Origin of the sequence: Caballeronia sp. Lep1P3, from assembly GCF_022879595.1 — a bacterium.
Lineage (GTDB): Bacteria > Pseudomonadota > Gammaproteobacteria > Burkholderiales > Burkholderiaceae > Caballeronia.
The window spans coordinates 2,750,946-2,775,577 of sequence record NZ_CP084265.1; the positions used below are offsets into that span (position 1 = coordinate 2,750,946).

20 protein-coding genes are annotated in these 24,632 nt (G+C 63.5%); 3 read left to right on the forward strand and 17 right to left on the reverse strand.

Features of this window, described 5'->3' with window-relative positions:
- Positions 1-11: 11 nt before the first annotated feature.
- From LDZ27_RS12875 to LDZ27_RS12950, 16 genes are all read right to left on the reverse strand, one after another.
- Positions 12-2,438, reverse strand: a complete 2,427-nt coding sequence (locus LDZ27_RS12875) for a 3-hydroxyacyl-CoA dehydrogenase/enoyl-CoA hydratase family protein (protein WP_244814454.1) — start codon at positions 2,436-2,438, stop codon at positions 12-14.
- Positions 2,439-2,588: 150 nt separating this feature from the next.
- Positions 2,589-4,376 carry an acyl-CoA dehydrogenase C-terminal domain-containing protein gene (locus LDZ27_RS12880; protein WP_244814455.1) on the reverse strand — a complete coding sequence of 596 codons (1,788 nt, stop codon included), beginning with the start codon at positions 4,374-4,376 and terminating at the stop codon, positions 2,589-2,591.
- Positions 4,377-4,445: 69 nt separating this feature from the next.
- A complete protein-coding gene (locus LDZ27_RS12885; RefSeq protein ID WP_244814456.1) occupies positions 4,446-5,141 on the reverse strand; it encodes a TetR/AcrR family transcriptional regulator in 696 nt (231 codons plus the stop codon).
- A 284-nt stretch (positions 5,142-5,425) separates the two neighbouring features.
- Positions 5,426-6,712 (reverse strand): phosphatidylserine/phosphatidylglycerophosphate/cardiolipin synthase family protein, encoded by a 1,287-nt coding sequence (locus LDZ27_RS12890; protein WP_244814457.1) that lies wholly within the window; start codon positions 6,710-6,712, stop codon positions 5,426-5,428.
- Positions 6,709-7,185 carry a dihydroneopterin triphosphate diphosphatase gene (gene nudB, locus LDZ27_RS12895; protein WP_244814458.1) on the reverse strand — a complete coding sequence of 159 codons (477 nt, stop codon included), beginning with the start codon at positions 7,183-7,185 and terminating at the stop codon, positions 6,709-6,711. Before nudB ends, LDZ27_RS12890 begins: the two co-directional genes overlap by 4 nt.
- 101 nt (positions 7,186-7,286) lie before the next feature.
- Positions 7,287-9,089, reverse strand: coding sequence for an aspartate--tRNA ligase (gene aspS / locus LDZ27_RS12900; protein ID WP_244814459.1), 1,803 nt, complete (start codon positions 9,087-9,089; stop codon positions 7,287-7,289).
- An 88-nt stretch (positions 9,090-9,177) separates the two neighbouring features.
- Positions 9,178-9,843, reverse strand: coding sequence for a DUF502 domain-containing protein (locus LDZ27_RS12905; protein WP_244814460.1), 666 nt, complete (start codon positions 9,841-9,843; stop codon positions 9,178-9,180).
- A gap of 153 nt (positions 9,844-9,996) precedes the next feature.
- Positions 9,997-10,359, reverse strand: coding sequence for an FmdB family zinc ribbon protein (locus tag LDZ27_RS12910; protein ID WP_244816143.1), 363 nt, complete (start codon positions 10,357-10,359; stop codon positions 9,997-9,999).
- Positions 10,360-10,493: 134 nt separating this feature from the next.
- The gene (locus LDZ27_RS12915) at positions 10,494-11,120 is read right to left on the reverse strand and encodes a methyltransferase (protein ID WP_244814461.1); all 627 of its coding nucleotides are present in this window, start codon (positions 11,118-11,120) and stop codon (positions 10,494-10,496) included.
- Between the two features lie 41 nt (positions 11,121-11,161).
- Positions 11,162-12,736: a ubiquinone biosynthesis regulatory protein kinase UbiB gene (gene ubiB, locus LDZ27_RS12920; RefSeq protein ID WP_244814462.1), complete on the reverse strand. Its 1,575-nt coding sequence runs from the start codon at positions 12,734-12,736 to the stop codon at positions 11,162-11,164.
- Positions 12,737-12,758: 22 nt separating this feature from the next.
- Entirely contained in the window at positions 12,759-13,460 is a 702-nt protein-coding gene (locus tag LDZ27_RS12925) for an SCP2 domain-containing protein (RefSeq protein WP_244814463.1), read from the reverse strand.
- Positions 13,461-13,597: 137 nt separating this feature from the next.
- Complete coding sequence (locus tag LDZ27_RS12930) at positions 13,598-14,581, reverse strand: Tim44 domain-containing protein (protein WP_244814464.1); 984 nt, start codon at positions 14,579-14,581, stop codon at positions 13,598-13,600.
- A 25-nt stretch (positions 14,582-14,606) separates the two neighbouring features.
- The gene (gene ubiE / locus LDZ27_RS12935; RefSeq protein WP_244814465.1) at positions 14,607-15,338 is read right to left on the reverse strand and encodes a bifunctional demethylmenaquinone methyltransferase/2-methoxy-6-polyprenyl-1,4-benzoquinol methylase UbiE; all 732 of its coding nucleotides are present in this window, start codon (positions 15,336-15,338) and stop codon (positions 14,607-14,609) included.
- An 85-nt stretch (positions 15,339-15,423) separates the two neighbouring features.
- Positions 15,424-15,834 (reverse strand): gamma-butyrobetaine hydroxylase-like domain-containing protein, encoded by a 411-nt coding sequence (locus LDZ27_RS12940; RefSeq protein WP_244814466.1) that lies wholly within the window; start codon positions 15,832-15,834, stop codon positions 15,424-15,426.
- A 20-nt stretch (positions 15,835-15,854) separates the two neighbouring features.
- The gene (locus tag LDZ27_RS12945; RefSeq protein WP_244814467.1) at positions 15,855-16,289 is read right to left on the reverse strand and encodes an HIT family protein; all 435 of its coding nucleotides are present in this window, start codon (positions 16,287-16,289) and stop codon (positions 15,855-15,857) included.
- Positions 16,290-16,325: 36 nt separating this feature from the next.
- Positions 16,326-20,420 carry an FAD/FMN-binding oxidoreductase gene (locus LDZ27_RS12950; RefSeq protein WP_244814468.1) on the reverse strand — a complete coding sequence of 1,365 codons (4,095 nt, stop codon included), beginning with the start codon at positions 20,418-20,420 and terminating at the stop codon, positions 16,326-16,328.
- A 513-nt stretch (positions 20,421-20,933) separates the two neighbouring features.
- Here LDZ27_RS12950 and ilvA point away from each other — a divergent pair.
- Genes ilvA through queF form a run of 3 tightly spaced genes read left to right on the forward strand, consistent with a single transcriptional unit; the run spans position 20,934 to position 24,195 of the window.
- Positions 20,934-22,457, forward strand: coding sequence for a threonine ammonia-lyase, biosynthetic (ilvA, locus tag LDZ27_RS12955; protein ID WP_244814469.1), 1,524 nt, complete (start codon positions 20,934-20,936; stop codon positions 22,455-22,457).
- A 5-nt stretch (positions 22,458-22,462) separates the two neighbouring features.
- The gene (locus tag LDZ27_RS12960; protein WP_244814470.1) at positions 22,463-23,374 is read left to right on the forward strand and encodes a 5'-nucleotidase; all 912 of its coding nucleotides are present in this window, start codon (positions 22,463-22,465) and stop codon (positions 23,372-23,374) included.
- On the forward strand, positions 23,371-24,195 hold the full coding sequence (queF, locus tag LDZ27_RS12965; protein ID WP_244814471.1) for an NADPH-dependent 7-cyano-7-deazaguanine reductase QueF: 825 nt from the start codon (positions 23,371-23,373) through the stop codon (positions 24,193-24,195). Before LDZ27_RS12960 ends, queF begins: the two co-directional genes overlap by 4 nt.
- A gap of 42 nt (positions 24,196-24,237) precedes the next feature.
- Here the strand turns inward: queF and LDZ27_RS12970 are convergent, their stop codons facing one another.
- A complete protein-coding gene (locus LDZ27_RS12970; protein WP_244814472.1) occupies positions 24,238-24,624 on the reverse strand; it encodes a RidA family protein in 387 nt (128 codons plus the stop codon).
- Positions 24,625-24,632: the final 8 nt, after the last annotated feature.

Sequence of the window (24,632 nt, forward strand, 5' to 3'; positions counted from 1 at the left end):
TGCTCCGCGTTTTAGTTGCGCACCGGCTTGCCGGTCTGCAGCATGCCCATGATCCGTTCCTGCGTCTTCTGCGTGGCGAGCAGTTCGACGAACGCGCGGCGCTCGAGCGCGAGCAGCCATTCCTCGTCGACGAGACTTCCTCCTTCCACGTCGCCGCCGCACACCACTTCCGCGATGCGGCTCGCGATCAGGAAATCGTGCTCGCTGATGAAGCGGCCATCGCGCATGTTGACGAGCGACGCCTTGATCGTCGAAAGCGCGGACCGGCCCGCGACCGGAATCTGCTTTGCGCGCAACGGCGCCCGGTAGCCGGCGTCCGCGAGCGCGCGCGCTTCCTTCGTCGCGATGTCGAGCAGTTCATGCACGTTGAAGACGATCGTGTCCGACGGCTTCAGATAGCCCATCGCGCGCGCGTCGAGCGCGGAGCCGGAGACTTTCGCCATCGCCGCGTTCTCGAACGGCTTCTGCAGGAACTTGAGCAGGTCGTTTGTCGCGTTGACGGCGCTCGCGGCTTCGGCCGCGCGCAACGCCGCTTCCTTGAGACCGCCACCCGCCGGCACGAGACCGACGCCCACTTCGACGAGCCCGATATAGCTTTCGACGTGCGCGACGCGCTTGGCCGAATGCAGCAGCAACTCGCAGCCGCCGCCGAGCGCGATGCCCGATACCGCCGCCACGACCGGCACGCTGGCGTACTTCACGCGCAGCATGCCTTGCTGGAATTTCCTCACGAACGGCTCGATGCCTTTCGCGCCGCCCATCATGAACGCGGGCATCGCTTCCTCGAGATTCGCGCCCGCCGAGAACGGACCGCCCGGCGCGCCGAGCGTGAGCGAAGTCGGCTGCCAGATGACGACGCCGCGATATTCCTTCTCCGCGAGTTCGATGGCTTGCGTGAGACCGTCGAGCACGCCGGGGCCGATGGTGTTCATCTTCGTCTTGAACGAGACGATCACGACATCGGCGCCGTCGCGGTCCAGCCAGGCGCGCACGCTGTCCGTTTCGAAGAGCGTCTTGCCGTAAGTCTTCGGATCGGCGCCCGTCTCGCCGACGAGCGGCGCGCGGAACACCTGCTTTGCGTAGACGGGCAACGTCGAGCGCGGCTCGTAGCGGCGCGCGGCGGGCGACCACGATCCTTCGTCCGTGTGCACGCCTTTTTCCGCGACGGGGCCATCCAGAACCCACGCGGGCAGCGGCGCGTTCGAGAGCGCGCGGCCAGCGTCGATGTCTTCCTGCACCCATTTCGCGATCTGCTGCCAGCCCGCGGCCTGCCAGCTTTCGAACGGCCCCTGATTCCAGCCGAAGCCCCAGCGAATCGCGAGATCGACATCGCGCGCGTTATCCGCGATCGATTCGAGATGCACCGCGATGTAATGGAACACGTCGCGGAAGATCGCCCAGAGAAACTGCGCCTGCTTGTTGTCGGTCTCGCGCAGGAGCTTGAAGCGCTCGGCGGGCGCCCGCTTGAGAATGCGCCCGACGAGTTCGTCGGCTTTCGCGCCGCCATCGACGTATTGCGCGGTCTTCGGGTCGAGCACCTTGATCGCGCGGCCTTCCTTGCGATAAAAGCCCGCGCCGGATTTCTGGCCGAGCGCGCCGTTTTTCACCAGTTCTGCGAGCACGGGCGGCGTCTTGTAGATGTCGAAGAACGGGTCGTCCGGCAGGTTGTCCTGCATGGTCTTGATGACGTGCGCCATCGTGTCGAGACCGACGACATCGGCGGTGCGGAACGTCGCGGACTTCGCGCGGCCGAGGCGCGCGCCGGTGAGATCGTCGACTTCGTCGAACCGCAGGCCGAACTTCTCGGCTTCGGCGATGACCGCGAGAATCGAGAACACGCCGACGCGATTCGCGATGAAATTCGGCGTGTCTTTCGCGCGCACGACGCCTTTTCCGATGACGCTCGTCAGGAAGGTTTCGAGCTGGTCGAGAATCTCGGGCTTGGTATCGCGCGTCGGAATGAGTTCAACGAGATGCATATAGCGCGGCGGATTGAAGAAATGCACGCCGCAGAAACGCGCCTTGAGTTCGTCGGAGAAGCCGTTCGACAACTCGCTAATGGACAGACCCGACGTATTGCTCGCGAAGATGGCGTGCGGCGCGATATGCGGCGCGACTTTCTTGTAGAGATCGTGCTTCCAGTCCATGCGCTCGGCGATCGCTTCGATGACGAGATCGCATTCGGCGAGCTTCGCGATGTCGTCGTCGTAGTTGGCGGGCTCGATGTGGTGTGCGTCGTCCTTGATGCCTAGCGGCGCGGGCGAGAGCTTTTTCAGATTCTCGATCGCCTTTATCGCGATGGCGTTCTTTGCGCCTTCCTTCGCGGGAAGATCGAATAGCAGGACCGGCACGCGGGCGTTGATCAGATGTGCGGCGATCTGCGCGCCCATTACGCCGGCGCCGAGCACGGCGACTTTGCGGATGTTCAGGGTGCTCAATTTGTTGCCTCCGGTTTTGGGGTTTTTTTGCTAGCGGCGCGATTGGTTGGGGTTTCTCTTTTTTGGTGCTTTTTTTCGTGTCGGTCTATTGGCGTTGCCCCTGTGCGGGGCAGCCTAATAAACCGACACGAATTCACGCAGCGCAAAAACTTAAAACCACCCCTCATCAAATTCCATCAACACCCCAACGCCCGCGCGCGCAGCGCGAATACAAGAAGCCGTCTCCGGCAACAACTTGGCGAAATAAAACCGCGCAGTAGCGAGCTTCGCGGCATAGAACGCATCGCCGGAATCGCGATGATCGAGCGCGATCCGCGCCATCCGCGCCCAGAAATACGAAAACACCAGATGCCCGACGGTGCGCAAATAAGGCACAGCGGCAGCGCCCACTTCGTCGGGGTTCTGCATCGCCTTCATGCCGATTTCCATCGTGAGTTTCTGCACCTTATCGCCGATATCCGCGAGCGGATTGATGAACTCCTGCATCTCCGGCTTGACGCCTTCCTCTTCGACGAAATCCGTCACGAGCTTGCCGAAGCGCTTCAGCTTCGCGCCCATGTCGCCGAGAATCTTGCGGCCGAGCAGGTCCAGCGCCTGAATCGAATTCGTACCCTCGTAAATCATGTTGATGCGCGCATCGCGGACATATTGCTCCATGCCCCATTCGGAAATGAAGCCGTGGCCGCCGTAAATCTGCATCGCGAGATTGGTGCCCTCGAATGCGTTATCCGTCAGGAACGCCTTGATCACCGGCGTCAGAAGCGCAACGAAATCCGCCGCCTCACGGCGCACCGTTTCGTCTTCGTGCGACAGCTCCTTGTCGATATTGAGCGCCGCCCAATACGCGAATGCGCGGCCGGCTTCGGCATACGCTTTCTGCGTGAGCAGCATGCGACGCACGTCCGGATGCACGATGATCGGATCGGCAGGCTTGTCCGGCGCCTTCGGACCCGTGAGCGAGCGCATCTGCAAGCGCTCTTTCGCGTAGGCGAGCGAGTTCTGATACGCGACTTCCGTCAGCCCGAGGCCCTGCATGCCGACGCCCAGGCGCGCCGCGTTCATCATCACGAACATGGCATTCAAGCCCTTGTTCGCCTCGCCGACGAGCCAGCCCTTCGCGCCGTCCAGATTCATCACGCACGTCGCGTTGCCGTGGATTCCCATCTTGTGCTCGATCGAGCCGCACTTGATGCCGTTGCGTTCGCCCGGCGCGCCGCTCGCGTCCGGCACGAATTTCGGCACGATGAAAAGCGAAATGCCCTTCGTGCCCGCCGGCGCGCCCGGCAGACGCGCGAGCACCAGATGGACGATGTTCTCGGCCATGTCGTGCTCGCCGCTCGAGATGAAAATCTTCGTGCCGGTGAGCGCGTAAGAACCGTCGGAATTGGGTTCGGCCTTCGTGCGCAGAATGCCGAGGTCGGTGCCGCACTGCGGCTCGGTCAGGCACATCGTACCGGTCCACACGCCCTCGACGAGCTTCGGCAGATAAACCGATTTCTGCTCCGGCGTGCCATGCGCGTGCAGGCACTCGTATGCGCCGTGCGACAGGCCCGGGTACATCGTCCAGGCCTGATTCGCCGAATTCAGCATCTCGTAGAGCGCGTTGTTGACGAACGCGGGCAGCCCTTGCCCGCCATATTCGGGATCGCAGCCGAGCGCGGGCCAGCCCGCCTCCACATATTGGCGATACGCCTCCCTGAAGCCCGACGGCGTCTTAACGACGCCGTCGCCTTCATACGTGCAGCCCTCGCGGTCGCCGCTCTGGTTAAGCGGGAACACGACTTCGGAGCAGAACTTGCCGGCTTCCTCGAGCACCTGATTGATGGTGTCCGCGTCCAGCTCGGCATGCTTCGGCATGCGCTTCAGTTCGGCTTCGACGTTTAGCAGTTCGTGCAGCACGAACTGCATGTCGCGCAAAGGGGCGGCGTACTGTCCCATGAGTCTCTCCAGTTTCTTCCAGCTTGTGTTGCGCGCCGTCGAACCCTTGGGACGATTCGATCGGCGCCGCTAACGGCTGCCGGTTTGATGCGAAGTTAAATTCGTGGTCGCACTCGCGGCTGCGTGCGGGCCAGGCTCGCCGACTTCGCGCGCGCTGCCATCGCCAGACGAGTCCGACGCCTGATATGAAACGATCGTCTTTTCCAGCGCGTCCCGCATCAGTTGCACCGCTCCGGGCAAATGCAGGAAGCGCGCGTCGTGATGCAGGCCGAGCGTAAAGCTGTACAACTCGAAGAGCATCAGTTGCGGGTCCGTGTCCGCTTTCAGATGCCCTTCTTCCTTCGACTGGCGTATCGCCCGCAAAAGCGCCTCGCGCCAGGTGGTCACGCTGCTGACGAGTTGCTCGCGCACCGCGCTCGCCGCCCGGTCGTCATACTCCACTGCGCCGCTGATATAGATGCAGCCGGTGGTCACTTCCTCGATGCGCTTTTCCATCCAGCGGCTCATCATGGCCCGCAATCGCGGCAGGCCGCGCGCCTCGCGCAGACTCGGGAAAAACACTTCGTCCTCGAACCGGCGGTGGTACTCGCGCACCACTTCCACCTGCAAGTCCTCGCGCGAGCCGAAATGCGCGAAGACCCCGCTCTTGCTCATCTGCATCCGCTCGGCCAGAAGGCCGATGGTGAGTCCCTCCAGCCCGTCGCGGCTCGCCAGATCCAACGCTGCGTCGAGAATCGCGGCCCGCGTCTGTTCGCCTTTTCGCATGATCCTTACCGTCCTCTCGTGACCCCATTGAAAACGAACGGCCGTTCTATTATTGTGGCCGCCCGCTGCCGAAACAAGCAATTTATTAGAAACTCGTTTCTAAACCGCTCTCGCAGTCAATAGCATAAGTCTCAATATTGCCCGTCCCATTGTCGCTTTTTAGGATTGCACTGCCTCTCAGTGACTGCCCGGGTTCCCATTTTCTGGGAGCATTGCTTGACGTTTAGCAGGTATGTGGACAAATCAGCAGTAATTGGGCCGTCATTTGGCCGTCAATAGGCCCGTCAATCGTACTGTCCGATGGTGATCATCTTCATCATCACGCGATACGAGTTGTACGCAAGCCAGCTCAGAATTCGCTCCGTCACAGGCCGCGACGCATAGTGTTTTTCGTCGATCGGGCGGCCTTCGTCGAAGGCCTGGAGAATGGCGTCGTGCAATTGGGCGATTTCCGGGTGATTGACGAGGACCATGTTGGCCTCGTTGTTGAGGACGAGCGACAGCGCGTCGAGGTTCGATGAGCCGATGGTCGCCCAGTCCGCGTCCACGACAGCGACCTTGCCGTGCAACATCGTTTTCTCGTATTCGGCGATGCGCACGCCGTGCTTGAGCAGGTTGCCGTAGAGAAAAGGCGTGGCGTAATCGAGCGCGACGAACTCCTTGCGCCCGATCACGAGCGACACGCGCACGCCGCGCCGCGCCGCGTAGACGAGCGCGCGCCGCAGTTTGCGGCCCGGCATGAAGTAGGGATTGGCGAGCAGCACTTCGCGCTCGGCGTGCGCCATCGCGCGCAGATACGCCTTTTCGATGGCGCGCCGGTTCAGCAGACTGTCGCGCGCGACGAACGCGACGCAAGGCTGATCGACCGCGTGAATCTCGCCGAGCCGCGCGCGGCGCCGCGCACGCAGCGCGCGCCGCGAGCTCCAGCGGTTCTTTGGCGGCTCGGCGTCCGCTTCGCAGTTCGACCGACGCGGCTCGCGCGGTTTCACGCCGAGCCGGATGCGCTCCCACTGAAGCTCGAACGCGTCGCGTACGTCCTTGACAACCGGCCCTTGCGCTTCCATCGCGAAGTCCCAGCGCGGCTCCGTGAGGCGCGTGCCATTCTGGTCGTAGTCGTCGACGATATTGATGCCGCCGCAGAACGCGTAAGTGTCGTCGATCAGCGCGAGCTTGCGGTGCGTGCGCGAAAAGCCCAGTGGCCCGAACAGCAGATGCGGATTGTAAATTCGATGATCGACGCCGCCTTCCTTCCACTGCGCGAACATCGGCAGATCGCCCGCCGTGCCGATGCCATCGGTGATCACGCGCACGACGACGCCGCGCGTGGCCGCGCGCACGAGCGCATCGGAGATGGCGCGGCCGATGTCGTCGTTGGCGAAGATGTAGGTTTCGAGCGAAACGGAAGTCCGCGCGTTGTCGATGCGGCCGATGAGCGCCGGAAAGAACTCGACGCCGCCCTGGAATATCCGGACGTCGTTGCCCGCGGTGAAGCAAAAGCGCGGCGGGCGCCGTCCGGAAAAAAGCGCTTCACGCAGTCGCTTGAAGCTGCGCCGCGGACGCACAAAGATCATCGGCTATGCGCCGCGAGGCGCTCGGGCAATTGCAGGATCGCTTCGCGGTTGGACCACGAGAAACACCGGTCGGCGGCTTCGCGCAACGGCAGCCAGAGATGCGACGTGTGTTCGCGCGGCGCGAGCGTCACTTCCAGACAGTGCGGCACGCACAGGCTGAACTGGTGTTCGGTGTTGTGCGTGATACCTTCGGCGTAACGGTGCCGCCACTGCGGATAAATCTCGTACTCAATGCTGTGATGCCAGTTCAGAAGCGCGCCCTGCGGCACGAGCGGACTGCCGACGACAATGCCCGTCTCTTCCTGCACTTCGCGCGCGGCCGTTTCTTCCAGCGGCTCGTCGATGCGGTCCTTCGAACCCGTCACCGACTGCCAGAAGCCCGGATGATCCGCCCGCTCGATGATCAGCACGTCGAGGTCCGGCGTATGAATCACGACCAACACCGACTCGGGAATTTTGGGTGGCTTCTGCATGACCATGTGAGCGTGCGTGTCGTCTGTTTGCGTCAAAGACTGTAACGCAAAAAGCGAAAAAGGCGCACTCGGCGCCTTTTTCTTCACAACAATATCGACGCTTATTGCGTCTTCTGTTCGGGCTGACGCAGACGGATATGCAGTTCGCGCAACTGGCGCTCGTCGACTTCACTCGGCGCTTGCGTGAGCAGGTCTTGCGCGCGCTGCGTCTTCGGGAAGGCGATCACGTCGCGGATCGAATCGGCGCCCGACATCAGCGTGACGATGCGGTCCAGACCGAACGCGATACCGCCGTGCGGCGGCGCGCCGTACTGCAGCGCGTCGAGCAGGAAGCCGAACTTGAGACGCGCTTCTTCCGCGCCGATCTTCAGCGCGCGGAACACCTTGCTCTGCACGTCTTCCTGGAAGATACGCACCGACCCGCCGCCGATTTCCCAGCCGTTCAGCACCATGTCGTAGGCCTTCGCGAGACAGCGGCCCGGATCGGTTTCGAGGTATTCGAGGTGCTCGTCCTTCGGGCTCGTGAACGGGTGATGCGCGGCGACGTGGCGGTTCTCTTCCTCGTCGTACTCGAACATCGGGAAGTCGATGACCCACAGCGGCTTCCAGCCGGTTTCGATGAGGCCGTTCGCCTTGCCGAACTCCGAATGGCCGATCTTCAGGCGCAGCGCGCCGAGGCTGTCGTTCACGACCTTCGCGCGATCCGCCGCGAAGAAAATGATGTCGCCGTCTTCCGCGCCGGTGCGCTCCATGATCGCCGCGACCGCCGCGTCATGCAGATTCTTGACGATCGGGCTTTGCAGACCGTCGCGGCCCTTCGTCTTGTCATTGACCTTGATCCACGCCAGGCCCTTCGCGCCGTAGATGCGCACGAATTCCGTGTAGCCGTCGATATCCCCGCGCGACAGCTCGCCGCCCTTCGGCACGCGCAGCGCAGCGACGCGGCCGTCCTTCGAGTTCGCCGGCATGCTGAACACCTTGAAGTCGACGTCGCGAACGGCGTCGGTCAGGTCGGCGAATTCCAGCTTGACGCGCAGGTCGGGCTTGTCCGAACCGAAGCGGCGCATCGCTTCCGAATACAGCATGACCGGGAATTTCTCGGGCAGCGCCACGTCCATCGTTTCCTTGAACACATGACGGATCATGTTTTCGAACAGATCGCGGATTTCCTGCTCGGTCAGGAACGACGTTTCGCAGTCGATCTGCGTGAATTCCGGCTGACGGTCCGCGCGCAGGTCTTCGTCGCGGAAGCACTTGGTGATCTGGTAGTAACGGTCGAAGTTCGCGACCATCAACAATTGCTTGAACAGTTGCGGCGATTGCGGCAGCGCGAAGAACTGCCCGGCATTCACGCGCGACGGCACGAGATAATCGCGCGCGCCTTCCGGCGTGCTCTTCGTGAGCATCGGCGTTTCGATGTCGATAAAGCCTTCTGCGTCCAGATACTTGCGCACTTCCATCGCCACGCGATAACGCAGGCGCAGGTTCTTCTGCATCTGCGGACGGCGCAGGTCCAGCACGCGATGCGTGAGGCGCGTGGTTTCGGAGAGGTTGTCGTCGTCGAGCTGGAACGGCGGCGTCACCGACGCGTTCAGCACCGTGAGTTCGTGACACAGCACTTCGATCTTGCCGCTCGTCAGATTGGCGTTGACCGTGCCCTCGGGACGGCCGCGCACGACACCGACCACGCGCACGCAGAACTCGTTGCGCACGCCCTCGGCCACCTTGAACATCTCGGCGCGATCCGGATCGCAGACGACCTGCACGAGCCCTTCGCGATCTCGCAAGTCGATGAAGATAACGCCCCCGTGGTCGCGGCGGCGATGCACCCAGCCGCACAGCGAGACGGTTTGGCCCAGTTGGGCTTCGGTCACCAGACCGCAGTATTCAGATCGCATCGACATGATGTTGTGTCTTTCGTTGTTCGTTGATCAACGGCTCGCGCGCGGATCGGTGCTCTCGTCGGCCCGATTCGCTGCGCGCGCGCCGGCATTACATCGGCGGTTCGGTGGGGCGGCGGGCGGGCGCGACCGCCGACAGCGGCACGCTCGGAGCGGGGGCAACCACGCCCATCGAAACGATGTACTTCAGTGCGGCGTCGACGGTCATGTCCAGTTCGACGACTTCGCTTTTTGGCATCATCAGAAAGAAGCCGGATGTGGGGTTGGGCGTCGTCGGCACATAGACGCTCACATGGTCTTCCTTCAGATGGTTTAGCACGTCGCCGCCGGGAATGCCGGTCAAAAACCCGATCGTGTACGAGCCCTTGCGCGGATATTCGATTAGCAGCGCCTTGCGAAACGCATTGCCGCTCGACGAAAGCAGCGTGTCCGACACCTGCTTGACGCTCGTGTAGAGCGGGCCGACGACCGGAATGTGGCGAAGGATGGCGTCCCACCAGCCGACGAGCTTCTGCCCGACGAAATTCTGCGTGAACAGCCCGACGACGAAGATGAACGCGAGCGTCAGCACAGCGCCCAGGCCCGGCAGATGGAAACCGAAGAAGCGCTCCGGCTGCCATGCGGACGGCAAAAGGAGCAGCGTCTGATCCATGGTCCCGATCACGAGGCCGAGCACCCACAGCGTGATGGCAAGCGGCACCAGCACGAGGAGGCCGGTGAGGAACACGGTTTTCAGCGTAGTCTTTTTCGTGGTCACGTTGTGGTCGCTAGGGTGACGGGCGTCGGGTTGGCCGTGATCGACGCGCGATCATCGCGCGGTGGCTGACAGGCGGATCAACGAACGGGAGCGGGCGCGGTGCCTTGCGGCCCGAACCCGCGCCTTCGGTCCGATATGCGTCGCTATCGCCCTTCAGGCCGCGCTCGAAGGCGCTGCCGGAGCCGACGCGCCAGCGGCGGGTGCGGCGCTTTCGGTCTTCGGCGCATCGGACGATGCCGCGCCGCCTGCGCTCGCGCTATCGCCGGAATTCGAATTGCCTGAGGCAGACGGGGCGCTCTCGCCCGGCTTCGCCGCCGGCGCTCCGTTGTTGCTGCCGCCGCGGAAATCGGTGACATACCAGCCGGAGCCCTTCAACTGGAAACCTGCCGCGGTGACTTGCTTGGAAAACGCGTCTTTTCCGCAGGCGGGACATTGCGTGAGCGGTGCGTCGCTCAACTTTTGGAGCACGTCTTTTTCGTGGCCGCAGGATGCGCAGCGGTATGCGTAAATCGGCATGGCACTCTTCCTACAATGATCAGTCGACGCTTGCAAAGCCTTGAATTATAGCCGCAAACCGCATTCGACCCGCGCTTTTCGGGCACGCACGAACGCTGCGGCAATGTCGATAGATGAGGGCGAAGGCGACGAATTCAAGCGCGCCGCCAGGTCATCCAGCGCTCCCGGCCAGCGAAAACCGGAATCGAGCCGCTCACTTCGCGGTCCTCGATCAATTCGAAATCGCGCGCGAGCAGTGCATCGAGTTCGCCGCGCTCGATGCCGAACGGCGGGCCTTTGGGCGTCGCGCCGATGAAAAAGAAGCCGGCGAGCAGCGCGCCCGGCTGCAGCAGCGCGGCCATGCGCGTTGCATAGTCGGCCCAGCGCGCTTTTGGCAGCGCGCACAGAAATGCCCGCTCGTAGATCCAGTCCGGCGTGAAAGGCGGCTGATAGGCGAAGAAATCGGCCTCTTCGACGACGTTCGCATGCGCGCCCAGTTGCGCCCGCGCCGCCGCGACCGCGCTCGGCGAGAAATCGATCGCACGCACGCTCGCGCCGCGCTCGACAAGATATCGCGCTTCGTAGGCGCTGCCGCAGCCGGGAATCAGCACGTTCTTGGCGCGCGGCCCGGCGAGCGTCGCAACGAACGACCCGAACGCATCCGGCACGCCCGCCTGATCCCACGGCGTGAAGCCCTCGTCGAAGCGCTCGTCCCAGAAACCGGGCGAATTGGGATCGCGGTTGTCGAAAGACGGAACTTGCGCGTTGTTCGGATCGCTCATCGTTTCTCCTCGCGCCGGCATCGAAGCGCCGGCTCACGTGCTCACGGATGCCCCATCCACAGTTGCGCGATGACGGCGCCCGCTCCCGCCATCGCGGCCAGGCCGACGACGAGCAGCGTCGTCAGCAGACGATTCGTGCGCTTTTGCTGCGCGAGGAGCTGGCGCATCGTGTCGTCGTGGCTGGTTCGCGGCGCGTCGTGGTGCTCCGCGAGCAGATGGTGAATCAGCCGCGGCAATTGCGGAATCGTCTTGCTCCACTGCGGCGCCTCCATTTGCAAGCGCTCGTACCAGCCGCGCCAGCCGATCTGCTCGTTCATCCAGCGTTCGAGATACGGCTTCGCGGTCTTCCACAGATCGAGTTCGGGATCGAGCGACCGGCCGAGTCCTTCGACGTTCAGCATCGTTTTCTGCAGCAGGACGAGCTGCGGCTGAATCTCGACGTTGAAGCGGCGCGACGTCGAAAAAAGGCGCATCAGCACCTGGCCGAGCGAAATGTCCTTGAGCGCGCGATCGAAATACGGCTCGCAGACCGCGCGGATGGCGCTTTCCAGTTCCTCGACGCGCGTGCCCGGCGGCACCCAGCCGGATTCCAGATGCAGCGTCGCGACGCGGTGATAGTCGCGCTTGAAAAACGCGAGGAAGTTCTGCGCGAGATAGTTCTTATCGAAGTCCGACAACGCGCCGACGATGCCGAAATCCAGCGCGATGTATCGCCCGAAGGTCGCCGGATCGAGACTCACCTGGATATTGCCGGGGTGCATGTCCGCGTGGAAGAAGCCGTCGCGAAACACTTGCGTGAAGAAAATCTCGACGCCTTCGCGCGCGAGCTTCGGAATATCGACGCCCGCCGCGCGCAGCGTCTCGACCTGACTGATCGGCACGCCGACCATGCGCTCCATGACCAGCACGGCAGGCGCAGACAGGTCCCAGTACATCTCGGGCACGAGCAGCAGATCGAGGCCGAGGAAATTGCGGCGCAACTGGCTGCCGTTGGCCGCCTCGCGCATCAGATCGAGTTCGTCGTGCAGATATTTGTCGAACTCCGCGACCACTTCACGCGGCTTGAGCCGCCTGCCATCCGGCCAGAGACGCTCGGCCCAGATCGCGATGTCGCGCAAAAGCGCGAGGTCGGAATCGATCACGGGCAGCATGCCGGGCCGCAGCACCTTCACGGCGACGGGCTTGCCGGCATGCTCGCCGTGCTTGATCTTCGCGAAGTGCACCTGCGCGATGGACGCGCTCGCCACCGGCACGCGCTCGAAGTCGTCGAAAAGATGTTCGATGGGCGCGCCGAGCGACTTTTCGATGATCGAAACGGCGACGCCCGAGTCGAATGGCGGCACGCGGTCTTGCAGTTTCGCAAGCTCGTTGGCGATATCGACGGGCAAGAGATCGCGCCGCGTCGAAAGCACCTGGCCGAATTTCACGAAGATCGGTCCGAGGCTTTCGAGCGCGAGACGAAGCCGGATGCCGCGCTCGATATCGAAGCGGCGGCCGAACGTCGTCACGCGCATGAGGTAGCGCACGCGGCGGTCGTTGATGCCGCTCATGACCAGTTCGTCGAGGCCGAAGCGGACAATCGTGAAGAAAATCTTGAGGAAACGCAGAAAACGCATGGTCGGGATTCGCTTCAGCTCGTTATTTGCGCGAGTCGCGCACGGACTCGCCGTCAGTCCGCGCTGAAGCGCCGCGGTCCGACTGTGTCTGTTCGATTCGTTCGATTCGTTCGATGCGCTTCTCGACGCGCGCGAGCGCATCCCGCGCATGCGACAACTCCGCGTTGAACGCCGCGAGGGCGCTTTTACGCACCAGTTGCGGACGCTCGTCCAGCAAGTATTCGGCCACGGAATCCACCAGATTGCGGCCCGTGCGCTGCGCCTGCTCCTGAACCGTCCGCACGATGATGCCCAGACGATGCGCGGGCGCATCGCCGATTACGCGCGATAAATCTTCTTCCGGATCCCAGCGCAAATGCTCGGCGAGCTTGGCGAGCGTCGTCGCGAATTCGGCGTCGCCGTCGATGCGCACGTGCTTCATTACGGCCGCCTGTCCGCCTTGCAGGAACGCCGGCAGTGCATCGAACGGCACGGCGATCGCGACGTCGAACCGGCCGGCGTGCGCTTCGCTCGTCGCGGCGAAAAGGCCGTCCGCCTGAACGACGAGCGCGATCGTGAACGGCGCGCACGAGAGCTTCACGCACTTGCCGGCATACGGCTTGATGCGCTCGCGCGCCCACGGCTCGCGCACCAGAAGATGATTGACCGCCGCCGCGAACGCACCGGACGCGGTCTTCGTAGCGGAACCTATAGCAGGACGGGAGAATTCGTGTGCGTTCGTCATCGGCTCTGAAAGAAAAAACCCGTGCAAGCGGTCGCTTGCGCGGGTTCTATTCTACGGTCTAGGCGCTTCCCGCTCCGCGACGCGGAGCAACTTCTTGATGGACGCCACGCCACCGGACGGCGCTTCGGCGCGCGGCCTCAGCTCACTTGCTGGATACCCGCGAGCAGCCAGCCTTCGCTGCCGCCCTTCTGCTTCGACAGATTCCAGATTTCGACGAACGGCTCAGCCGCCGCCCCTTCCGATTCGCGAATCAGCCCGTGAAAGCGCACGCTCGCGAGATACTCGCTCCCGCGATCCTCGACGCCCAGCACGTCCGCGTTCAATTGGACGACATCCGTGCGATTCGGCGCGCCGCCGCGCGCGTCCACGTCGAGCTTCACTTCCGCGAACATTTCGGGCGTGGTGAATTCGCGAATGTCGTTGACGTTGCCGCGATCCCACGCGTCCTGGAGGCGCACGAAGTAGACCTTCGCGTTGCGCACGAACGCCTCGGTGTCGAAGCCCGCCGGAACGTTGGCCGGCGTTTGCACGGCGGGCGAGTCGATGTAATTCGCGCCGAAGCCCGTCGGCTGCGACGCGCGCGGCGGCTCCTGATTCAGCCCCGTGCGCGCCGATGCGCCATACGGCGACGCGCCCGCGTACGCCGGCGTCGAGTTGCCCTGACGCCTGCGCGTGAAGAAGCGGAACAGCATGACCGCCGCGAGCACGATGAGCGCGATCATGATCACATTGAACATCGCGCCGGCGAACGCGCCGCCGAGCCCGAAGTGCGACAGCAGCGCCGCGATGCCCAGACCCGCCGCAAGCCCGGCGACAGGACCGAGCCACCGATTGCGCGCGGGTTGCTGAACCGGAGGCGGCGCGGCGGGCGCGGGTTGCGCGCGCTGCGGCTGCGCTGCCTGGCTCGGGTACATGGGCTGCGACGGCGGCGTGGCCTGATGCTGCTGCGTGGCCGTCGCCGACTGACGGCCGAAGCTGCGGCCGCCGCCCATGCGACGCGCGTCTGCGTCATCCGCGAAGAGTGCGCCAGCCGCGATAACGCCAGCCAGCGTCAAGATTCCGGCCTTCCTGACAAGCGTGCTCAGGAAACCCCGGGTTTGGGGTAAGCGCGAATCGGACATATTGAATCCTTAAGAGAGAGGAACATCAGAATTTGATCCCGACGTGTAACGCTACCACGCCACCTGACAAATTGTAATATTCGACTCGATCCAGGCCCGCTTGTTCCATCATCGTTTTGAGCGTTTCCTGGTCCGGATGCATGCGAATGGACTCGGCCAGATACCGGTAGCTCTCTGCGTCCTTCGCCACTTTGTCGCCAAGCCACGGCAAAATCTTGAAACTGTAGATATCGTAGGGCTTCTTCAGCGGCTCCCAAACCTTCGAGAATTCCAGGACGAGCAGGCGGCCGCCCGGCTTGAGCACGCGCTGCATGTCGGCGAGCGCGCGCTCTTTGTGCGTCATGTTGCGAAGACCGAAGGCAACCGTCACCACATCGAAATAATTATCGGGGAACGGAATCTTTTCGGCATCGCACAGAAGCGTCGGGGTGATCACGCCCTTGTCGAGCAGACGGTCACGGCCCACGCGCAGCATCGATTCGTTGATGTCCGTGTGCCACACTTCGCCGGTCGGCCCGGCTTGCTTCGCGAACGCCATCGCCAGATCGCCCGTGCCGCCCGCGATGTCCAGCACCTTGGAACCGGCGCGCACCTTCGCCTGCCCGATCGTGAAGTGCTTCCAGATGCGATGCAGCCCGCCGGACATCAGGTCGTTCATCAGGTCGTAGTTGCTCGCGACGGAGTGGAACACGCCCGCCACCTTCTTCGCCTTGTCCTGCTCGTCGACCGTTTCGTATCCGAAGTGGGTCTTGCTCATAGCGCTCTTTCCTCGCCTGTTGTTCATTGTCAGCCTGCGCAATCGCCGCGCCGGCCATGCGGCTTCACGCCGCGCGTCGTTCGTTTCAGTGGCAATGACCGCCGGAAGGCTGCGCGGCCATCGGCGCGTCGCGCTCGAGGCCGGCGGCTTCGAGCTTGCCGAGATAGTCGCGCCAGAGCTGCTCCTGACGCGTCGCGAGATCGTAAAGAATGTCCCACGAATAGATGCCGGTGTTGTGGCCGTCGGAAAAATTCAACTGGAGCGCGTAATGTCCGACGGGCTCCACGCCGATAATGCCGACCTCGCGCTTGCCCGTCTGCAGCGTTTCCTGGCCCGGCCCGTGACCCTGCACTTCGGCGGAGGGCGAATAGACGCGCAGCAGTTCGAACGGCACGCGATACGACTCGCTCTCGCCGTATTGCAGTTCGAGCACGCGCGATTTGGAATGCAGAACGACGCCGGTTGGAATCGGCGTCGTCGATGTCAGTCCGCTCATGATGAGCCTTGCCTCTTGGGTTAGTGTTGGCCGAACGCCTGATTCAGCTCGTTGCGGATGGCTTCGCGCAGCAGCGTCGCCTGCGCGCGGCGCTTCGAAAGCTGCGCTTCCGAGACGGTGCGCTGACGCGGCGCCCAGATCGGCAGCGGAAAACGGGAATCGTTGGAAAAGCGCGGAATGACGTGCCAGTGGACGTGCGGCACCTGATTGCCCAGGCTCGCCAGATTGATTTTTTCGGGTACGAGCACGCGACGCATCGCGCGTTCGACGCCGTTGACAGCGCTCATCACCCGCGCGCGGTCGGCATCGGATAAATCCGACATTTCCGCGATATGCGCGCCCCAGATCACGCGGCACAAGCCCGGCCAGTCCGCCTCATCGGCGAGGACGACGCGCAACGCGTCGTCCGACCAGAGCACTTCGCCGCCGTCTTCACGGCAAAACACACAATCCATCTCGAACCTCTAGCGAATCAAACCTCGATTTCGCTATTACACCAGCACGCGCTCGATACCGCCATTGTTCGCGCGTTCGACGTACTGTTCCATCCAATTCTCGCCGAGCACCTTGCGCGCCATTTCCACGACGATATAGTCCGCCTCCACATTGGCGTCCTCGTTGTAGCGCGAGAGTCCCTGCAGGCAGGACGGGCAGCTCGTCAGGATCTTGACGTCCGTGCCGCTGGTCTGCGCGCCGTCGCCGGCCGAAAGCACCGAGCCGGGCGCCGCGCCCGCCGCGCCCGCGGACGCGTTCATCGGATTGATCGCGTTCGAGCCCGCAACCGCCGTGAGCGCAATGCCGCGCAGGTTCGCCGCGCCCTTGCGCACTTCCTCTTCCTTGCGAAAGCGCACTTGCGTCGCGATATCCGGCCGCGTCACCGCGAACGTGCCCGATTCGCCGCAGCAGCGATCGTTCTTCTGAATCTTGTAGCCGTCGTGCTGCGAGCCCATCAGATCGTTGACGAGCTTGACCGGGTCGATCGTCTTGATCGGCGAGTGACATGGATCGTGATACATGTAGCGCGTGCCTTTCACGCCTTCCAGCCTGATGTTTTTCTCCAGCAGGAATTCGTGAATGTCGATGATCCGGCAGCCGGGGAAAATCTTCTCGAATTCATAGCCCGCGAGCTGGTCGTAGCACGTTCCGCACGACACGACGACGGTCTTGATGTCGAGATAGTTCAGCGTATTGGCGACGCGATGGAACAGCACGCGGTTGTCCGTGACGATCTTCTCGGCCTTGTCGTACTGGCCCGCGCCGCGCTGCGGATAGCCGCAGCAGAGATAACCCGGCGGCAGCACGGTTTGCACGCCCGCTTCCCAGAGCATCGCCTGCGTCGCGAGGCCGACTTGCGAGAAAAGACGCTCCGAGCCGCAACCGGGGAAATAGAACACGGCTTCCGAATCGACGGTCGTCGTTTTCGGGTTGCGGATGATCGGAACGATCTTGTTGTCCTCGATATCCAGCAGCGCGCGCGCCGTTTTCTTCGGCAGATTGCCCGGCATCTTCTTGTTGACGAAGTGAATCACCTGCTGCACGACGGGCGGCTTGCCGGTCGTCGCGGGCGGATGCGCCGTCTGCTTCTTGACGAGCTTCTTCAGCACTTCGGTGCCGAGGCGCTGCGCCTTGTAGCCGACGCCCATCATCGCGGTGCGCGCGAGGTTGATGGTCTGCGGATTCGTCGCGTTGAGGAAGAACATGCCCGCCGCGTTGCCCGCGTTGAACTTCTTCTTGCCCATCTTGCGCAACAGGTTGCGCATGTTCATCGACACGTCGCCGAAATCGATCTTCACCGGGCACGGCGTCGCGCATTTGTGACAGACCGTGCAATGGTCGGCCACGTCGTTGAACTCGTCCCAATGCTTGATCGACACACCGCGGCGCGTCTGCTCTTCGTAGAGAAACGCCTCGACGAGCAGCGATGTCGCGAGAATCTTGTTGCGCGGGCTATAGAGCAGGTTCGCGCGCGGGACGTGCGTCGCGCACACCGGCTTGCACTTGCCGCAGCGCAGGCAGTCCTTGATGGAATCGGAGATCGCGCCGATATCCGACTGCTGCATGATGATGGACTCGTAGCCCATCAGCCCGAACGACGGCGTGTACGCGTTGCGCAGGTCCGCGCCTTCGAGCAGCTTGCCCGCGTTGAAACGCCCTTGCGGGTCCACGCGCTTCTTGTACGCGCGGAAATCGCCGATTTCCTCGTCCGTCAGAAATTCGAGCTTCGTGATGCCGATGCCGTGCTCGCCGGAAATCACGCCGTCCAGCGAACGCGCGAGCTTCATGATGCGCGCGACCGCGTGGTGCGCGTCCTGCAGCATCTCGTAGTTGTCGGAGTTGACGGGAATGTTCGTGTGGACGTTGCCATCGCCCGCGTGCATGTGGAGCGCGACGAACACGCGCCCGCGCAGCACTTGCTTGTGGATGGCCTGCGCTTCGTCGAGGATCGGCTTGAATTCGCCGCCGTTGAAAATCTGGCGCAGTTCCGCGCGAATCTCCTGCTTCCACGAAATGCGCAGCGTGCGGTCCTGCGCGAGATGGAACACGTTGGCGTCCGGCTGCGCGTCCACGCGATCGGCGAACTTCTCCGCGAACGCCTCGTAACCGAGCGTCACGAGATAGTGCTGCGCCTCGCGCAATGGCATGTCGAGCTTCTCGCCGACGAACGTCCAGCGTCCGCGCACGCGCTTGAGCAAGTCGAGCGCCTGCTGCACACGGTCTTCCAGCAATTCGGCGCTGGGAATCTCGTTGGCGTCGTCGCTCTTGCCGAGCGGCAGCTTGCCGTTGCGGAAGAACGTTTCGAGCGCGTCGAGCAGTTGCAGCTTGTTCTTGATCGACAGTTCGATGTTGATGCGCTCGATGCCGTCCGTGTACTCGCCCATGCGATTGAGCGGAATCACGACGTCTTCGTTGATCTTGAACGCGTTCGTGTGCTTCGCGATCGCCGCCGTGCGCGAGCGGTCGAGCCAGAAGCGCTTGCGCGCCTCGGCGCTCACCGCGACGAAGCCTTCGCCGCTCTTGCCGTTCGCCATGCGCACGACTTCGGACGTGGCGGCGGCGACGGCATCGGCGTCATTGCCGACGATGTCGCCTATCAGCACCATCTTCGGAAACGCGTTGCGCTTGCTTTTCGTCGCGTAACCGACCGCGCGCAGATAGCGCTCGTCGAGATGCTCGAGGCCCGCGAGAATCGCGCCGCCCTCTTTCGACGTTTCGAACAGATAGTCCTTGATCTCGACGATGCTCGGAATCGCGTCGCGCGCCTGGCCGAAAAATTCGAGGCAGACAGTGCGGGTGTGCGCGGGCATCTTGTGCAGAATCCAGCGCGCGGACGTGATGAGCCCGTCGCAGCCTTCCTTCTGCACGCCTGGCAGACCGGACAGAAACTTGTCGGTCACGTCCTTGCCGAGCCCTTCCTTGCGGAACGTGCGGCCAGCGATATCGAGGCTTTCCGTGCGAATGAGCTTCTCGCCCGGCGCGCGGTTGCCGTCGAACCAGTCGAGCCGGAAACGCGCCACTTCGATGTCGTGAATCTTGCCGAGATTGTGTTCGAGACGCGTGACTTCGAGCCAGTTGCCTTCGGGATCGACCATGCGCCACCACGCGAGATTGTCGAGCGCCGTGCCCCACAACACCGCTTTCTTGCCGCCCGCGTTCATCGCCACGTTTCCGCCGACGCACGACGCATCGAGCGATGTCGGGTCCACCGCGAACACGAAGCCCGCCTGCTCCGCCGCTTCCGTGACGCGCCGCGTGACGACGCCCGCGCCGGAAAGAATTGTCGCGACCTTCTGCTCGACGCCCGGCAGGTTCGTCATTTCGACAGGCCCGAGCTGCTCCAGCTTTTCCGTGTTGATGACCGCCGCGAACGGCGTGAGCGGAATCGCGCCGCCCGTGTAGCCGGTGCCGCCGCCGCGCGGAATCACGGTCAGGCCCAGTTCGAAACACGCCTTGATGAGACCGGCGATTTCCGCTTCCGTATCCGGCGTCAGCACGACGAACGGATATTCCACGCGCCAGTCGGTCGCGTCCGTCACATGAGACACGCGCGCGAGGCCGTCGAAGCGGATGTTGTCCTTCTGCGTCTGTCTGCCGAGCACGCGCGACGCGCGGCGGCGCAAATCCGCCATGCGGCCGAATTCGGAGGCGAAGTCGTCGACGGCGCGGCGCGCAGCGGCGATCAGCAACTGCACGCGCTGCGCGCGCTCGCGGCTGCCGGCTTCCTCGCCGTGCGCGGAAAGATCGGCGCTGCGGCGCTTTTCGATTTCCGTCAGACGGTGATTCAGCGCTTCGACGAGCATCGCGCGGCGCTTCGGATTGTCGAGCAGGTCGTCCTGCAGATACGGATTGCGGCGCACGGCCCAGATATCGCCGAGCACTTCGTACAGCATGCGCGCCGAGCGGCCGGTGCGGCGCTCGCCGCGCAGTTCGTCGAGCGCGGCCCACGCTTCGTCGCCGAGCAGCCGCATGACGATTTCGCGATCGGAAAACGACGTGTAGTTATAGGGAATTTCGCGCAGACGGGGCTCGACATCGAGCGCCAAGGCGGCATGGGCGCCGTTCGGATCGAAGGCTTGAGGTGCGTTCATGTTCGACGGTTCGGTGTATCGGCGCGCGCAGTGCGAAGCGCAAACGCCGACGATGCGCGGGGGGGCGCAGATTTTCGATTGAGACTTTTCTTTGCGAAGGCGGGCGATTCGTTGCGCAAGGCCACGCTCACGGCGACGCCTTCGATGTGCCCGAGATCAGCGCCACGATCGCGCATGGCGCGCGTGCCGCTCGCCCGCGGCGTGATGCTCGCGGGGGACGTGCGCCAGGAAATCGATCCGAAGCTGCCGGTGCATCTGCCGATCCTGATTGCTGATTCGTAAAAGGAAATTCTAACCCATCGCGAAAATCGCCGTTGCCGGCCGCCAGCACGACAAAGGGCCTTTCGCGCGCCCGTTTCGCCGCAGTTTGATGCTTTTGCGCGCTTTTCCTTATCCGACTGGTCGGTCTGCCCCGCGCCGGACCGCGCGAAGCCGGGAAAGTGCCTCTTTGCGGCTATCATTGATGGTTTCGCCCCGAAAAAGCGCAGCCGGTCTGCGTGACGAGTCCTCCGCATGAACCATCCCGACTATCTGAAGAAAGTGCTGACCGCGCGCGTCTACGATGTCGCGCGCGAAACCGAGCTCGAACCCGCGCGCAATCTGTCGGCGCGCCTGCGCAATTCCGTGTACCTCAAGCGCGAAGACAACCAGCCGGTGTTCTCGTTCAAGATTCGCGGCGCCTACAACAAGATGGCGAACCTGCCCGCGGACGTGCTGGCGCGCGGCGTCATCACGGCGTCGGCGGGCAATCACGCGCAGGGCGTCGCACTGTCGGCGGCGCGGCTCGGCTGCCGCGCGGTCATCGCGGTGCCGACGACCACGCCGCAGGTCAAAATCGACGCGATCCGCACGCACGGCGGCCCGACGGTCGAAGTGGTGCTCGCGGGCGAATCGTATAGCGACGCCTACGCGCGCGCCGTCGAGCTTCAGCAAGAGCGCGGCCTCACGTTCGTGCATCCGTTCGACGATCCCGACGTGATCGCGGGTCAAGGCACCGTCGCGATGGAGATTCTGCGTCAGCATCAGGGCCCGATTCACGCGATCTTCGTGCCGATCGGCGGCGGCGGGCTCGCGGCGGGCGTCGCGGCCTACGTGAAGGCGGTGCGCCCGGAAATCAGGGTGATCGGCGTGCAGACCGAGGATTCGTGCGCGATGGCGCGTTCCGTGAAAGCCGGCGAGCGCGTGACGCTTTCGGACGTGGGCCTCTTTTCGGACGGCACGGCGGTGAAACTCGTCGGCGAGGAGACGTTCCGCCTTTGCCACGAATTGCTCGACGACGTGCTGACCGTCGATACCGACGCGCTCTGCGCCGCGATCAAGGACGTCTTTCAGGACACGCGCAGCGTGCTGGAGCCGGCCGGCTCGCTCGCGGTCGCGGGTGCGAAGCTCTACGCGGAGCGCGAGGACATCGAAGGCGAGACGCTCGTCGCCGTGACGTCGGGCGCGAACATGAACTTCGACCGCATGCGCTTCGTCGCGGAGCGCGCGGAAGTCGGCGAGGCGCGCGAGGCTGTGTTCGCCGTGACGATTCCCGAAGAGCGCGGCAGCTTCAAGCGCTTTTGCGAACTCGTCGGCACGCGCAGCGTCACCGAGTTCAACTACCGGATCGCGGATGCGCGCGCCGCGCATATCTTCGTCGGCGTGCAGATCAAGTCGCGCAAGGAAACGGCGCAGATGATGTCCGCGTTCATCGAGCATGGCTTCGCCACCGTGGACCTCTCGCACGACGAACTCTCGAAGCAGCACATCCGCTATATGGTGGGCGGCCATTCGCCGCTCGCGCAGGACGAGCGCCTCTTGCGCTTCGAGTTTCCCGAGCGGCCCGGCGCGCTGATGAAGTTCCTCTCGTCGATGGCGCCGGAATGGAACATCAGCCTCTTCCACTATCGCAATCAGGGCGCGGATTACAGCTCGATTCTCGTCGGCATTCAGGTGCCGCAGTCGGACAACGCGGAATTCGAGCGCTTTCTCGCGACGCTCGGCTATCCGTGGTGGGACGAGCAGGCGAACCCGGTGTACAAGCTCTTTCTGGCTTGAGAGCGATGGCCTTCACGCTCGAAGACAAGCTCGTCGTCGCGATTTCGTCGCGCGCGCTCTTCGACTTCGAAGAAGAGAATCGCGTCTACGAAACCGGCGACCTCGCGCAGTACGAGGCGCTGCAACGCTCGCGCCTCGACAAGCCCGCGAAGCCGGGCGTCGCGTTCGGGCTGATCCGCAAGCTGCTTGCGCTCAATGCCGACGAACAGCGCGTCGAAGTGGTGATTCTCTCGCGCAGCGATCCGATCAGCGGCCTGCGTGCGTTTCATTCGTGCCGCGAGCATGGACTTGCCATCGAGCGCGGCGTGTTCACGCGCGGGCGCTCGCCGTTTGCGTACTTGAAACCGCTCTGTGCATCGCTATTTCTGTCGGCGAATCCGGAGGACGTGCGCGCCGCGCTCGCCGCCGGTTTTCCGGCGGCGCGCGTGCTGCCGGAAACGCCGCGTGCGGCGTCCCGTTATGCCGATGAAATCCGCATCGCGTTCGACGGCGACGCCGTGCTTTTTTCCGACGAAGCCGAGCGCGTATTTCAGGCCGACGGTTTGTCGGCGTTCGTCGGCCACGAAACCGACAAGCGCGATCTGCCGCTCCCCGGCGGGCCGCTCAAGCCGCTGCTCGCGGCGCTGAACAAGCTGCAACGCATCGCCGACGACAACGAGAAGGCGTCGTCGATGCATATCCGCACCGCGCTCGTCACGGCGCGCTCCGCTCCCGCGCACGAACGCGCGATCCGGACGCTGATGGCGTGGGACATCGAAATCGACGAAGCGATGTTTCTGGGCGGGCTGGACAAGGGCGAATTCCTGCGCGAATTCGAGCCCGACTTTTTCTTCGACGACCAAATCCGCCACTGCGAATCCGCTCGCGTCGTGACTGCGACGGGGCACGTTCTCAGCGGCATAGCGAACGCATCATGACACCCGAACAATCTCCGCTCGGCAAGGCCGTCAACTACACCGAACAGTACGATTCCTCGCTGCTCTTTCCGATCGACCGCAAGCGCGCCCGCGATTCGATCGGCGTTCCCGCGCGGCTGCCGTTCTTCGGCACCGACATCTGGAACGCCTACGAGCTTTCATGGCTCAACCGCAACGGCAAGCCGCAACTCGCGGTCGCGACGTTCTTCGTGTCGGCGGATTCGCCCAATATCGTCGAATCGAAGTCCTTCAAGCTGTATCTCGGCTCGTTCGCGCAGACGCGGTTCGCTTCCATCGACGATGTGCGCGCCGCCATCAAACGTGATGTTTCGGCTGTTTGCGGCGCGACGGTATCGGTGCAACTGACCGCGCCCGCCGACTTCGGCAAGCTGAAGATGGAGGAATTCGACGGCTTGTCGCTCGACCGGCTCGATCTCGATTGCGACGTGTATTCGCCGGACCCGGCGTTGCTTTCGGCGTCGCACGACGAAGCGCCCATCGACGAGACGCTCTTTTCCAACCTGCTGAAATCGAATTGCCCGGTGACGGGCCAGCCGGACTGGGGCAGCGTGCAGATTCGCTATTACGGCGGGCAGATCGATCACGCGGGATTGCTGCGGTATATCGTGTCGTACCGCGAGCACACCGGCTTCCACGAGCAATGCGTCGAGCGCATCTTCATGGACATCATGCGCGAATGCAAACCGGAGCGGCTCGCGGTCTATGCGCGTTATACGCGGCGCGGCGGACTGGATATCAATCCGTTTCGCACGAACTTCAATTTGCCGATGCCCGATAACGCGCGCCTCGCGCGGCAGTGATGGCAGGCGGCTTCGCACGCGAAGCCGCCCGAATGAGCGGAATCAGGCCGAAGGCTTCTTATAAGCGACGCAGTCGACCTCGACCTTGCAGTCGATCACCATCGACGACACCACGCATGCCCGCGCTGGCGGATTCGCGCCGAAGTACTCCTTGAACACCTTGTTGAACGAAGCGAAGTCGCGCGGATCGTCCAGCCACACGCCACAGCGCACCACATGCTCGGTGCCGTAGCCCGCTTCCTCGAGAATGGCGATCACGTTCTGAATCGTCTTGTGCGATTGCTCGACGATGCCGCCGTTGATCACCTCGCCGTCCTGCATCGGCGTCTGGCCCGACACGAAGAGCCAGCCATCGGCCTCGACCGCGCGTGCGAACGGCATATGCGCGCCGCCTTGCCCCTTGCCGCCTTCCACGCCATAACGCTTCATCTTTTCAC

Excerpts from the sequence above, each read along its gene's own strand:
- LDZ27_RS12880 (WP_244814455.1), bottom strand. The coding sequence starts at position 4,376 with ATGGGACAGTACGCCGCCCCTTTGCGCGACATGCAGTTCGTGCTGCAC.
- LDZ27_RS12885 (WP_244814456.1), bottom strand. The coding sequence starts at position 5,141 with ATGCGAAAAGGCGAACAGACGCGGGCCGCGATTCTCGACGCAGCGTTG.
- LDZ27_RS12890 (WP_244814457.1), bottom strand. The coding sequence starts at position 6,712 with ATGATCTTTGTGCGTCCGCGGCGCAGCTTCAAGCGACTGCGTGAAGCG.
- nudB (WP_244814458.1), bottom strand. The coding sequence starts at position 7,185 with ATGCAGAAGCCACCCAAAATTCCCGAGTCGGTGTTGGTCGTGATTCAT.
- aspS (WP_244814459.1), bottom strand. The coding sequence starts at position 9,089 with ATGTCGATGCGATCTGAATACTGCGGTCTGGTGACCGAAGCCCAACTG.
- LDZ27_RS12910 (WP_244816143.1), bottom strand. The coding sequence starts at position 10,359 with ATGCCGATTTACGCATACCGCTGCGCATCCTGCGGCCACGAAAAAGAC.
- LDZ27_RS12915 (WP_244814461.1), bottom strand. The coding sequence starts at position 11,120 with ATGAGCGATCCGAACAACGCGCAAGTTCCGTCTTTCGACAACCGCGAT.
- ubiB (WP_244814462.1), bottom strand. The coding sequence starts at position 12,736 with ATGCGTTTTCTGCGTTTCCTCAAGATTTTCTTCACGATTGTCCGCTTC.
- LDZ27_RS12925 (WP_244814463.1), bottom strand. The coding sequence starts at position 13,460 with ATGACGAACGCACACGAATTCTCCCGTCCTGCTATAGGTTCCGCTACG.
- LDZ27_RS12930 (WP_244814464.1), bottom strand. The coding sequence starts at position 14,581 with ATGTCCGATTCGCGCTTACCCCAAACCCGGGGTTTCCTGAGCACGCTT.
- ubiE (WP_244814465.1), bottom strand. The coding sequence starts at position 15,338 with ATGAGCAAGACCCACTTCGGATACGAAACGGTCGACGAGCAGGACAAG.
- LDZ27_RS12940 (WP_244814466.1), bottom strand. The coding sequence starts at position 15,834 with ATGAGCGGACTGACATCGACGACGCCGATTCCAACCGGCGTCGTTCTG.
- LDZ27_RS12945 (WP_244814467.1), bottom strand. The coding sequence starts at position 16,289 with ATGGATTGTGTGTTTTGCCGTGAAGACGGCGGCGAAGTGCTCTGGTCG.
- LDZ27_RS12950 (WP_244814468.1), bottom strand. The coding sequence starts at position 20,420 with ATGAACGCACCTCAAGCCTTCGATCCGAACGGCGCCCATGCCGCCTTG.
- ilvA (WP_244814469.1), top strand. The coding sequence starts at position 20,934 with ATGAACCATCCCGACTATCTGAAGAAAGTGCTGACCGCGCGCGTCTAC.
- LDZ27_RS12960 (WP_244814470.1), top strand. The coding sequence starts at position 22,463 with ATGGCCTTCACGCTCGAAGACAAGCTCGTCGTCGCGATTTCGTCGCGC.
- queF (WP_244814471.1), top strand. The coding sequence starts at position 23,371 with ATGACACCCGAACAATCTCCGCTCGGCAAGGCCGTCAACTACACCGAA.
- LDZ27_RS12970 (WP_244814472.1), bottom strand. The coding sequence starts at position 24,624 with ATGAAGCGTTATGGCGTGGAAGGCGGCAAGGGGCAAGGCGGCGCGCAT.